This is a genomic window from Streptococcus halichoeri, assembly GCF_019774635.1.
Taxonomy (GTDB): domain Bacteria; phylum Bacillota; class Bacilli; order Lactobacillales; family Streptococcaceae; genus Streptococcus; species Streptococcus halichoeri.
On sequence record NZ_CP081502.1, the window covers coordinates 1,648,989 to 1,661,960 of the forward strand.

Consider the following 12,972-nt stretch of genomic DNA (forward strand, 5'->3'; position numbering starts at 1 on the left):
TGTGACGCTGTCTTTCGTCTATTATTATTTTAATGTAAATCACATCAAAAAACAAGCTTAAGGCTCAGGTCTGGCCTTGTTGAAAGCTCTTTCATCGAAGCAGCTGAAAACCTGGCTGAAAAGCAACTCTGAAACTTGTCATTACCTTTTTAGCCATTCCCGCACGAAAAACACAAAAGCCCAGCGTAAAAGAAAACCTGATGCAAAACAGCATGCAGCTTAGCAACTGACTGTTCGCATCAGGTTCTCTTCGTAAAGTGGCTTTCTTTTTGTTTTTAGGGCTTGGCTTTCCTAAATAAGACTTTGTGGACTTAGGTAAGGCTTTTTAAAGGTTAGACCTTATTTTTTCTTCTTAGGTGGGTTATGGATGGCTTCGCCAAGGACATCAGCAAAGGCTTCATACATGACTTCTGAGAAGGTTGGGTGGCCATGGATGGAAAGTAAGAGCTCATCAACAGTGAGTTCTGCTTCCATGATGGTTGCAGCTTCGTTAATCATTTCTGCAGCAGCTGGGCCAATGATATGGACACCAAGGATTTCATAGTATTTAGCATCTGCAATGACCTTGACAAAGCCTTGAGCTTCGTTAGAAGCAAGGGCACGGCCATTTCCCGTAAAGCTGTTGCGACCGATTAAGATGTCACCATGTTTGGCGCGCGCGTCTTCTTCGGTCAGGCCGACCATGGCAACTTCTGGATGAGTGTAGACGGCTGCTGGAGTAAAGTCTAACTTGGCCTTACGCGTGTTGCCACGTATAGCATTTTCAGCAGCGACCTCGCCCATACGAAAGGCAGCATGGGCTAGCATCTTGGTACCATTGACATCACCAGGTGCATAGATACCTGGGATGGAGGTTTCTTGATAGTCATTGACTTTAATCCGGTTACGGTCCATCGCGAGGTCAAGATTTTCCAGACCCTTCATTTGTGGAACACGACCGATGGACAGCAAGGCTTTTTCAGCGACAACTTCTTCACCGTTGTTTAATTTTAAGGTCAAGAGATTGTTGGCTTCGACAATTTCAGACACGCCAACAGAGGTTTTGAAGGTCATGCCTTTTTTGCTGAGGACTTTTTGCAGTTCAAGTGAAACATCCTTATCCATGGCTGGGATGATGCGATCAGCCATTTCGATCACAGTGACCTCAACACCGTAGGAAGCCCAGACAAGACCAAGTTCAACACCTACAACACCACCACCCATGACAGCAAGCGACTTCGGCATTTCCCGTAAATCAAGAATGTCATCAGAGGTCATGACGAGTTTGGAATCTATCCCTGGGATATTAATCCGTGAAACCTTCGAACCAGTAGCAAGGATAATGCTGCGGCCTTTAATCGTTTCAGAGCCAATAGTCACCGTTTTGTCTGGGTTGACTTGGCCTAAGCCATTGTAGAGTGTAACTTTGTTAGATTTTAGTAAGCCTTTAACCCCGCCCGTTAAGGTTTTAACGACAGAGTTTTTAAAATCAACCGTCTTATCCATATCAATGGTGTAGTTGGTGGAGGCGAGGTTAATACCACGACCAGCTGCAATCTTCAAGCCATCAAGGATTTCAGCATTTTTGAGGTAGGTTTTTGTTGGGATACAGCCAACGTTAAGGCAGGTTCCACCAAACTCATTTTTTTCAATGATGGCAACTTTTCCGCCTAATTGTGCCGCACGAATGGCACCATAGTAACCAGCCGGTCCACCACCTACGACAATCACATCATATTCGTCCTCAGCCAACGGCTCTTTATTGGTAGCGGTAGCTTGAGCAGCAGTTTTAGCTGGTGCTTTTGGCACTTCGAGGCCGGCAGCTTCTAAGTCTGCGGTAGCTTTTTTGTCAGCCTGAGCAGTATCTGTAGAACCGCTTGTGGCAGCGCCCTCGATGCTTTCGCCTTCAGCGCCAATGTAGCCGATAACCTCTGTAACAGGGACAGTATCTCCATCTTTATGGACAATTTTTAAGAGGACACCTGCATCTTCGGCTTCGATTTCCATGTTGGTCTTATCAGACATGATTTCAAGGAGGATGTCTCCTTCATTGACAGTGTCACCTTCTTGTTTTTTCCACTCGATGATTTCGCCTTCTTGCATATCCACACCGAGTTTTGGCATTATGATTTCAGCAGCCATTCATTTCTCCTTTTATCTTTTCAAACGCACAATGAGTTAGTCTTTTCCTAGACTGGTTTTGCATCCTAGGAACCATTATTTGAAAACCTGATTAGATTAACATGCTTAATGGATTTTCCATTAAGTTTTTAAGATCAACCATGAACTTAGCACCATTCATGCCATCGACAATTCGGTGATCAATGGTTAGGCATAAGGCCATGATTGGTCGGGCAACAATCTCACCATCAATAACGGTTGGTGTTGGAATGGTTGCACCTACTCCTAGGATAGCTGAGTTTGGTTGGTTGATGATAGGGTTAAAGGTCTTGGTTCCAAACATCCCTAGGTTGGTAATAGAGAAGGTTGAGCCAGACATTTCTGCGGCCTTCAGCTTACCTGCTTGCGTCTTTTTAATAACATCCTTTGAGGCAGTGACAAATTCAGCCAGAGACATCTTGTCGGCATTATGGACGACAGGGACGATGAGACCGTCATCTAGCCCAACTGCAATACCAATATTGACAAACTGGTGGAGCTCAATGTCTTGGGCGTCGTTGATCAATGAGGCATTGAGGTAACGATGTTCTGGTTTCATCAAGGTTTTAACCACAGCCATACCAATCAAATCTGTAAAGCTGACTTTGAGGCCCGTTTTTTCCATGATAGGATCGATTAATTGCTTACGCAAAGCAATCATCTCAGTCATGTCAATATCATAATTGAGCGTAAAGCTTGGGGCAGTCAGGTAAGAATTAGTCATGCCCTTAGCAATAGCCTTACGCATAGCAGACATCTTGATAACTTCGACCCCTTCTGGGAGATCCGTTTGGTCTGCTGGGGCTTTTGCTTGGTCTTTGGCCGCTTGTGGACTGGCTGGTTGAGCTGGCTGGTTGGCATTGATGACAGCAAGAATGTCTTCTTTCATTATTTTACCATTAAAACCAGAGCCTGTGATAGTTGCTAGGTCAAGGCCGTTTTCTTCTGCCATCTTCTGAGCTAGTGGCGAAGCTTTTGGTAGAGCGCCCTTGTAGTTTTCAACGTCTACTTTGTGGATCCGTCCTTTAGGACCGCTACCTTTGATTTGGCCTAGTTCAATTGAGAGTTCATTTGCTGCCTTGCGGGCGGCCGGCGTAGCCCGGACATGATCAGTACTGGCATCTGCCGCTGTTTGTGCAACTGCTGGTTCTGGACGTTTGACCTCTTCTTTTGGTGCCTGACTTGGAGCAGCATCGGCGGAGTTTGCAGCAGGTACCTCACTGGTCTGTTCACTAGAGGCCGTGGTGGCGATTGATTCGCCTTGGGCGCCAATGTAGCCGATAACCTCTGTAACAGGGACGGTATCTCCAGCTTGGTGGACAATTTTTAAGAGGACACCTGCATCTTCGGCTTCGATTTCCATGTTGGTCTTATCAGACATGATTTCAAGGAGGACATCACCTTCATTGACGGTGTCGCCTTCTTGTTTTTTCCACTCGATGATCTCGCCTTCTTGCATATCCACACCGAGTTTTGGCATTATGATTTCAGCAGCCATATGTTTCCTTTCCTATATCTTTGTCACATTATTTTCAAATCATGCAAAAATAATGGCTGAGCAATAAACAGTGAAGGAAGCCTCAGGGTGAGACTTCATTCAAGGGATATTAATTGCCATTATTGGCCATTTTGCGGATAGCTTCTTTGATTTTTTCCACATCTGGTAAGATAGCTTGTTCAAGTACACGCGCATATGGCACTGGAACATCTTCGCTGGCAAGACGGACAATTGGGTGATCGAGGTAATCAAAGGCTTCACTTTCAGTGATCATGGTGGCCATTTCTGCTAGATAACCACCGGTCTTGTAAGCATCGTTGACCAGCATAACCTTGCCTGTTTTTTTAACAGAATTAATGATGAGTTCTTTATCTAAAGGTACTAGGGTCCTAGGGTCTACGACCTCAACATCAATGCCTTCTTCTGCAATTTCTGTTGCAGCCTGCATCACGCGCTCTAACATCCGACCATAAGTCACAATGGTTAGGTCGGAACCTTGGCGTTTAATGTCGCCTTTGCCTAGTGGGATATAGAAATCGGGGTCTTGATTGACCTCTTCTTTTTTACCATATAAGGCTTTTGGTTCCATAAACACAACAATGTTATTATCTTGTATAGCTGATTTCAAGAGGCCTTTTGCCTCGTTGACAGTACCTGGTGCTACAACCTTAATCCCTGGAATATGAGTCATCCAGGCTTCCAAAGACTGGGAGTGCTGAGCCGCTGAGCCAATACCTGAGCCAGAAGCTACACGAAAGGTCACCGGTGTCTTTAGGCCACCACCAAACATGTAGTTGTTTTTGGCACCATTGTTAACAATAGCATCCATCATGATGGTCAAGAAATCCATAAAGGTGACATCGACAATTGGTCGAAGACCTGTGATTGCTGCACCAATCGCCGCACCGGAAATGGCAGCCTCAGAAATCGGAGTGTCTTTGACACGTTTTGCTCCGAATTCTTCAAACATGCCAACTGAAGTCCCAAAGTCGCCTCCATAAATACCAACATCTTCACCCATTAAGAAGATGTTTTCGTCCTTGCGCATTTCTTCAGTCATGGCAAGATTTACCGCTTCGCGTAAAGCCATTACTTTTGTTTCACTCATTAATCGTTCTCCTAATTGTTATCCATAATAGTCATGAGATCCTTATGAGCCATCTAGGCCCACACACTCATTGCCTGTTCCTTCCAAGGCGGGCTTAGCCTTGTGCGAGATAGGTGTTTTACGTTTTCGTTTCCTAGTCTACCCAAACGTCTTCAAACGCTACAGATAAGTCTGGATCCGGACTATTTTGGGCATATTCATAAGCGTCATCAATTTCTTGTTTGACTTGAGCTTGGATGTCATCTAGTTCTTGGTCAGTAGCAATGCCTTCTTTAGTGAGGTACTGTCTGTATTTGATCATTGGGTCTTTTTCTTTCCAAGCTGCCACTTCTTCTTTGGAGCGGTATTTACCAGCGTCAGCAGTGGAATGACCAAACCAACGGTAGGATTCAACTTCGACAATGGCTGGGCCCTTGCCACCACGTACATGCTCAACGGCTTGGCCCATGGTCTCATAAACTGCCATCACATCATTGCCATCTTCACAGTAAAAGCCTGGAATGCCATAGGCTTCGGCCCGCGTATAAAGGTGCGGTGTATTGGTAGCATTTTTGATGCTCATGGAAATACCGTATTTGTTATTAATGATGAAAAAGATAACAGGCAATTTCCAGGTGGCAGCCATATTGACAGACTCGTGGAAGGAGCCTTCATTGGTTGCCCCGTCGCCAGAAAAGGCTACAACAATCTTGTCTGTGCCTTTGTACTGTTGGGTTAAGGCTGCTCCGACAGCTAAGGCATAACCACCACCAACGATACCATTGGTCCCGTAGTTGCCCTTTTCAAAGTCGGCCAAGTGCATAGAGCCACCACGACCTTTGGAAACACCGGTTGCTTTCCCTGCTAGCTCGGCCATCATTTTATTTAAATCCATATCTTTGGCAATTGATTGGCCATGACCACGGTGGTTAGAAAAAATGATGTCATCATAGCCAAGATGGGCTACAGCACCGACACTGGCAGCTTCTTCTCCGACAGAAAAATGGGTCATCCCTTGGACAAATCCCCGACGGACAAGTTTATTAATACGTGAGTCAAATTCACGAATACGTTCCATTTTCAAGAACATATCCAAATGTTTTTCTTTTGAAACTGTTACCATTTTGGCCTCCAAAATATTATATTACTCTTTCATAGTAACGCTTTTTTTCACATTAAGCAAGAAATTGAATCGCTTTCTTTCCTATAAAATCGGGATTCCTTTACTTTTCATAGTTTGTTATGTTACAAACTTATTTGTACTAGTACAGATTAGCAAAACTATAACAGTTGCTCAAAAATAGCAAAAAGAAAAAGCGCAGCAAATTACAAAGAAGAAGGGAGCCAGCCTACTAAGAGAAATTAAGGCAAGCATGACTGAGCTAGAAAAATGGCGCCAGTAGCTGGAGCAAGCCGGCATGACTGAGCAATAACTACTTGCTAAGAGACTTAGCTACGACAAAGCACAAAGGCTAGAAACACTTGTCCTAGCCTCATCGTCCCAGGGAAATCAGCTTATAAGATCCGCTTTAATTACTGGTCTTGCTGCTGTTGTTCTTAGCTGGTACTGGTATCTAGATTGGCCCACTCTTCCATGAGCTGATCTTGTTTTTGTGTCAGCTGTGTTAATTGTTCCTGCGCAGCTATAAGCTCGGCTGTATTATTGGTCGCCTGCATAGCTTGATTAAGAGCTACTAGTTCTGTTTCAATGGCTTCTAGTTGCTGTTCAAGTTCCAGCATTTGCCGCTGCCGCTTTCGTTCTTCTTTTTGTTTTTCTTTTTGCAAATGATAATCTGTTGGGGCTTGCTCTGGCTCTGCTGTTTGTGGCTGGTCCATGGCCTTAAGCTGGGCCAACTCTGCCAGCTCTGCTTTTTTCTCCAGATAGTAATCATAATCACCTAAATAGAGAGTGGCGCCTGCTTTGCTGAGTTCTAGGACTTTTGTGGCAATTCGGTTGATAAAATAGCGATCGTGACTGACAAATAGCAGTGTCCCTTGATAGGTAATCATTGCATCTTCTAAGACTTCTCTGCTTTCAATATCCAAATGATTGGTTGGCTCATCTAGTAACAGAAAGTTATCCTTTTCCATAGAGAGCTTGGCTAATAATAACCGGGCCTTCTCGCCACCCGAGAGCATGCTGACTGATTTTTTAACATCGTCACCGCTAAACAAGAAAGCTCCCAGGCGGTTACGAATGGCCACTTCTGGTGTGGTAGCAAAAGCTTGCCATAACTCTTCTAAAACCGTATTGCTGGGCGTCAGACGGCTTTGCCCCTGGTCATAATAGCCCATCTCAACATTGGCTCCATAGCTGATTGCACCTGCAATCGGCTGCAAGTGGCCCATGATGGTCTTGATGAGGGTAGATTTTCCAATGCCGTTAGGACCAACGACAGCAATGGCGTCTTGCTTGTTAACCTCAAGGTTAATAGGACTGGCCAGAATGTCGCCTGCATAGCCAACTGCCAAGTCCTGCACTTTTAAGACCACATTGCCAGAGGGTTTAGCAATCTCAAAGTTCATATGAGCTGGCTTGCTGTCTTGGCTAGGTTTGTCAAGGCGTTCGATTTTGGCTAATTGCTTGCGCCGCGATTGGGCCCGCTTGGTGGTAGAAGCTCGCACCAAATTCTTTTGAACAAAGTCTTCTAGCTTAGCAATTTCTTTTTGCTGCTTATCATAATGTTTAGCCTCTAAAGCTAATTTTTCTGCCTTTAAGTCCACAAACTGAGAATAATTGGCTTGGTAGCGATCGAGCTGGCCTCGGTTTAAGTCCAAGGTAATGGTCGCCACCTTGTCCAAGAAATAGCGGTCATGGCTAACAATCAAGAGCGCACCTTGGTAATTAACCAGGTAATTCTCTAACCAGGCGATGGTTTCCATATCCAGGTGGTTGGTTGGCTCATCAAGCACCAGTAAATCTGGTTTTTCCAAGAGCATCTTGGCTAAGGCCAGGCGGGTATTTTGCCCACCAGACAGCTCAGCAATTGGCATGTGCCACATGGACGCATCAAATTTAAAGCCATTCAAAATGGCTTTAATCTCTGCCTCATAGGCAAAACCATTACGCTGGCGAAAACTTTCTAGGAGCTGATCATAACGATGCATTAACTGCTCTAACTCTTGACCGGCTAGCAGCCCCATCTGGCTTTCCATGTGACGCAGTTGCGCTTCATCTTGTCGTAAAGCACTAAACACCGACAGCATCTCATCATAAATGGTCTTATCTGAGGCAAAACGACTATTTTGCGCAAGATAAGACAGGCGCACATCCTTTTTCCTGTTAATGTCTCCTGCAGTCGGACTCTCCTCACCGACTAATATCTTCAAGAGCGTTGACTTTCCTGCACCATTTGGACCGACCAAGGCCATCCGATCCTGTTCATTTATTTGTAAAGAAATGTTCTCAAACAAAACGTCCCCTGCAAAAGAGCGTTCCAATTTATTTGCTTGTAAAATAATCATGCTTCTATTCTAACAAAAAATACCCTCCTTGGGGTATTTTTTTCTGCTGGGTGCTAGGCGCAAGCAAGCTGTAGCCTTGCTTTTTGAAACTAAATGGGACCACTGTGTAAGCAGATGGTTTACTTTCTTGCGCAAGCGCCTCATCGTGTCTAGTTAATGTCTTTTACCAGCTAGCAAACCAAGAAGCACTGTTATTGGTCTTGGCCACTAGTCACTACCTTATAAAATGTGACCAGTTGGTCGGTCACAGCAGCCAGGCGATTGGCCAAGGCCGAATCACTGTGATTGGTGTAGTAAATCAGTCCAAAACAAACAATTGCTAGGACGAGGAAGGTCTCGACCAGGCGCCATACAAGGCGCCAAACCAGACCTATGATGGCCATAGGTAGCCCCAAAATCAAACGGATCACTGTTTTCATTGCTAGCTTTCCCCTTTAATTAAGACAGACGCTCTTCTTTGACATAATCAATGGGCAACCAGTCTAAAAAGGCTTCTAGCTGTTGATTCCAATAATACCATTCGTGCTTGCCGTGGTCTGTGTGATAATCAATCGCAAGGCCAGCCTTTCGCAGATCTGCTACTGCTTGTTCATTGCCGGCAAATAGAAAATCTTCATAGCCGCACCAAGCATAGAATTTTGTCTTGCCATCACTTGCTTGTGCCAAATGAAGCAAAGAATGCTGCTCAAGATTTTCTGGTGTTAAGGGGCCAAAAACGCCTTGAAAATAGCGTTTCTCCTGCTCACTGAGCTGCTGCAAGAGCCTATCAGGCTTACCAAGTGCCCCTGAAAAGGAGCCAGCACAGGCAAAACGATTGGTGGTCAAAGCTAATTTATAGGCGCCATAGCCACCCATCGATAGACCTGCTATAAAGGTTTTGGCTCGCTGTTTGGTCATGTTGGGGAAAAAGCCCGCTAAAACCTGGGGCAATTCATGGGCAATAGCCTGGTAGTAATGCATCCCGTACTGGGTATCAGTATACCAGCCTAGATCCGTTGAGGGCATCACCACAATCATATTGGTATGCCGCAACAAGCGTTCAATATTGGTTCGTTTTTGCCAAGAATTTTCATTGCCAGACATGCCATGTAATAAATACAAGACGGGAATATCCGTATCACCACGGTCTGCTTCTCTTAGTTCGGACTGATCAGGATAGATCACATTGACCTGACGCTCCATATCCAGCACTTCTGATCGGTATTCAATCTTAATTGTAGCCATAGCTAACCTCCCTTAAGTGATGAGTGTTTGAAGGCAAGGGTCATGCGCCTAGCACAGCCTTTGCTTCTTCCATCAGCTCTTGACTAGCGCACTTCCATAACGACTGGTAAAATCGCTGGGCGCCGTTTGGTTTGATCAAATAAGTATTTTGATAATTCGTCGCGGACAGCCCCTTTTAGTTCCCCCCAATCAAAATTCTCACGTTGCAGATAATTATCCACTGTAGTATTCACTAACTCTGCACTCTCACGCAAAATGTCTCGGCTCTTTTTGACATAGACAAAACCGCGGGTATTGATTTTGGCCTTGGAGACAATCCGTTTTTCACGTTTATTGACTGTGATCGCTACGATAAAGATGCCATCTTCTGAGAGAACTTTGCGATCACGCAACACGATATTGCCCACATCCCCGATAGCATTTCCATCAATCATCACATCACTAGCTGGAACACTCCCTTCATGTAAGAAACCATCCTCATTTAGAGACATAATGTCCCCACGTTTCATGAGATAGATGTTTTCAGGTAACATGCCAACTTCTTCGGCTAGTGCTGCATGGGCCGCTAAATCACGGTATTCCCCCTGAATGGGAAAGAGATATTTAGGACGGGTTAGATTGATCAATAACTGCAGGTCGCGGCCATTGGCATGTCCTGAGACTCTGAGATTTTGTGAAATTAATTGGACGCTACCGCCAGCCTTGTAAATGAGGTTTTCCACACGCGCCACCATGGCTTCTTTTGAAACATTAGGAGTGGTAACGATATAGACCAAATCCCCTTCTTTGATTTGCACATAACGATGACGGCCAATCGCCATTTTTTGCAGATTATTGAGAGGTTCACCCATGCGACCAGCTTCTAGAATAATCAGCTCATGGTCCTCGTATTTTTGCATGTCCTTGGGTTTGATTAATAATTTTTCATCCACAAGGGTTAATTTTTTGAGGCGAATAGCTGTGCGGATAATATTTTCCACATCCGAACCGGTTAAAACAACTCGGCGTCCATGGCTAGCGGCTGAATCGAGTACTTGCTGGATACGCACTAAGTTGGAAGCGACAGCAGCGATGATGACTCGTCCTTGCACATCACCAATCACACTATCCATCTCATCGCCCACTTCTGATTCGCTGGCAATTTGGACATTGCTGGTAGCATTGGCAGAGTCAGAAAGCAAAGCGAGTACGCCTTCTTTGCCGAGGTCTGCAAGACGCGCTAGATCCGTTTGATAATACTTACGTGCTGTCTGGTCAAATTTAAAGTCTCCCGTGTAGACAATTGCGCCTTCTGGGGTTCCAAGAATAATACCTAAACTTTCTGGAATAGAGTGGGTCGTCTTGAAAAAGGAGACCAGGGCATCTTGAAATTCGATCTCTGTGTCGGCATCAACCACATGGAAATTTTTGAATTTCTTAACGTTATTGTTGCTTTTAACAAACAGTTTAGCCAATTCAATGGTTAGTTCTGAACCAAAGACTGGCACGGGTACTTCCTGAATCAGATAGGGCAGAGCACCAATGGCATCTGCATGACCATGGGTTAAGAAAATCCCCTGCACCTTATCTTTGTTTTCTACGAGGTAATCTAGATTTGGGATAACAACATCGACCCCAAGCTGTTCATTTTCGGGGTACTTTAGCCCGGCATCCAAGATAAACAACGATTCATTGATTTCTACTAGGTAAAAATTCTTACCATATTCACGAACTCCCCCCAAGGGGATTATTTTTATATCACTCATGATACTCCTTTATTTGATAAATTATTATTACAAACGGTCCTTATGATTTTAGGGTTATTTAAAATGATAAGTCGAATTACTGCTTCGTAGTTTGCACTACAATCTTCTTAATTATATCATAAATCACTCGTTTTTTTGAAAAAGGCCTAGCAAAAACAGCAAGAAGTAGCACAGATTACTCAAAAAATTGAAAGTAGTCCTGCAAATGCAGCTCAGCTTTTTCAGATTGATAAAGGTCTTGAACGATTTGCCCATTGCGCATGACCAAGACACGATTGCCATAGGCAAGAGCATCTTCGAGATGATGGGTAATCATCAGTGCGGTCAGCTGGTCTTTTTGAACGAAGTCCTCGGTCAATTGCATCAAAGAGCGGCTAGTTTTGGGGTCAAGAGCTGCTGTATGTTCATCAAGTAGCAGCAATTGTGGGCGTTTGAGCGTAGCCATTAATAAGCTTAAGGCCTGACGCTGACCACCCGATAAGAGACCGGTGGCGGTCTCTAAGTGGTGCTCTAAGCCATTACCTGTCTTAGCCAGCAATTGCTGATACTGGGTGTGATGTTGGCCTAAAGAACGCCTGATCAAGCGCCGTTTAGCACCGCGCTGACTCGCGATGTGTAGGTTTTCAAGCACTGTCATACGCGGGGCTGTTCCCATCTTAGGGTCTTGAAAGACACGGGCCAAATACTTGGCTCGCTGCTGCGCAGACAAAGACGTGACATCTTCTCCCTTAATCAAAATACGACCGCTTGTTAACGCCAGAGTGCCTGCAATGACATTAAAAAGAGTTGACTTACCAGCTCCATTACCCCCTAAAACAGTTATAAAATCATGCTCATAGATGGTGAGGTTGACATGATCTAAGATTACTTTAGGATCACTTAGACCATTGTGCACATGGACGGTGGCATCTTTTAGTTCTACTACTATTTCTTTCATCGGGTCAACTTCACTCCTTTAAAAATTGCCGCTTTTAATCTAGGGACCATCAAACAGCTAGCCAATATCAAGGCACTGAACAATTTTAAATAGTTAGTGTTAAAACCAAGTGCTATGACGCTAGCAATTAAAAATTGATAGAAAATGGCACCCACAATAATCGCGATTAAGCGTTCTAGCAAGGTTAATTCTACAGAATAAACCACCTCACCAATGATTAGACTGGCTAGACCAATGACGATAACACCAATGCCCTTTGAAACATCGGCATAACCGTCTTGCTGACTCACTAAGGCTCCAGAGATAGCAATCAGCATGTTGGAAACCGTTAATCCAAGAATTTCCATCCGATTAGTGGCAATGCCAAAACTTCTGGCCATCTCAGGGTTATCACCCGTTGCGATGTAAGCCTGACCCAGATCCGTGTACAAAAAGTAGATTAAGCCCGCAATCAGTAGTATGACCAGAGCTAAGCCCATGATGAGACCATTAAGCTGATCAGAAAAAGGCAGATAGTCTTGTAAACGGGTCACTTGATGTAGGCCCAGATTGGCTCGGCCCATTATCATTAACATAATGGAATGACAAGATGTCATCACTAAAATCCCAGCAAGGAGGGTGGGGATTTTACCCTTGGTATATAAAAGACCAGTGATTAGGCCAGTTGCTCCCCCAGCTAGAGCTGCAAGCAGCATGGCTAAAAAAGGAGACAGACCAGCATTCAAACTAGTGACCACAACTGCGCCACCCAATGGAAAGGCGCCTTCTGCTGTCATATCAGGAAAATTCAAAATGCGAAACGTTAAGAAAATACCAAGTCCTAAAACACCCCAGACCAGGCCTTGCGAAACAGAAGATATAATCATTAAAACACCTT

General features: G+C 44.6%; 10 protein-coding genes. All 10 read right to left on the reverse strand.

Annotation, left to right across the window (positions count from 1 at the left end; translation table 11 throughout):
- Positions 1–339: 339 nt before the first annotated feature.
- Positions 340–2,121 (reverse strand): dihydrolipoyl dehydrogenase, encoded by a 1,782-nt coding sequence (gene lpdA, locus K5J94_RS07805; protein ID WP_221912815.1) that lies wholly within the window; start codon positions 2,119–2,121, stop codon positions 340–342.
- A 91-nt stretch (positions 2,122–2,212) separates the two neighbouring features.
- Complete coding sequence (locus tag K5J94_RS07810; RefSeq protein ID WP_221912817.1) at positions 2,213–3,637, reverse strand: dihydrolipoamide acetyltransferase; 1,425 nt, start codon at positions 3,635–3,637, stop codon at positions 2,213–2,215.
- A 109-nt stretch (positions 3,638–3,746) separates the two neighbouring features.
- A complete protein-coding gene (locus tag K5J94_RS07815) occupies positions 3,747–4,745 on the reverse strand; it encodes an alpha-ketoacid dehydrogenase subunit beta (RefSeq protein ID WP_159544855.1) in 999 nt (332 codons plus the stop codon).
- A 133-nt stretch (positions 4,746–4,878) separates the two neighbouring features.
- Positions 4,879–5,847, reverse strand: coding sequence for a thiamine pyrophosphate-dependent dehydrogenase E1 component subunit alpha (locus K5J94_RS07820; protein ID WP_159544857.1), 969 nt, complete (start codon positions 5,845–5,847; stop codon positions 4,879–4,881).
- A gap of 434 nt (positions 5,848–6,281) precedes the next feature.
- The gene (locus K5J94_RS07825) at positions 6,282–8,189 is read right to left on the reverse strand and encodes an ABC-F family ATP-binding cassette domain-containing protein (RefSeq protein ID WP_221912819.1); all 1,908 of its coding nucleotides are present in this window, start codon (positions 8,187–8,189) and stop codon (positions 6,282–6,284) included.
- A gap of 191 nt (positions 8,190–8,380) precedes the next feature.
- Positions 8,381–8,608 carry a hypothetical protein gene (locus K5J94_RS07830; RefSeq protein ID WP_159544861.1) on the reverse strand — a complete coding sequence of 76 codons (228 nt, stop codon included), beginning with the start codon at positions 8,606–8,608 and terminating at the stop codon, positions 8,381–8,383.
- Positions 8,609–8,627: 19 nt separating this feature from the next.
- Positions 8,628–9,413, reverse strand: a complete 786-nt coding sequence (locus tag K5J94_RS07835; RefSeq protein WP_159548647.1) for an alpha/beta hydrolase — start codon at positions 9,411–9,413, stop codon at positions 8,628–8,630.
- Between the two features lie 83 nt (positions 9,414–9,496).
- A complete protein-coding gene (locus K5J94_RS07840; RefSeq protein ID WP_159548650.1) occupies positions 9,497–11,158 on the reverse strand; it encodes a ribonuclease J in 1,662 nt (553 codons plus the stop codon).
- Between the two features lie 175 nt (positions 11,159–11,333).
- Entirely contained in the window at positions 11,334–12,095 is a 762-nt protein-coding gene (locus tag K5J94_RS07845; protein WP_221912821.1) for an ABC transporter ATP-binding protein, read from the reverse strand.
- Complete coding sequence (locus K5J94_RS07850) at positions 12,092–12,961, reverse strand: ABC transporter permease (protein ID WP_159548654.1); 870 nt, start codon at positions 12,959–12,961, stop codon at positions 12,092–12,094. The genes K5J94_RS07845 and K5J94_RS07850 overlap by 4 nt, the downstream gene beginning before the upstream one ends.
- Positions 12,962–12,972 lie beyond the last annotated feature (11 nt).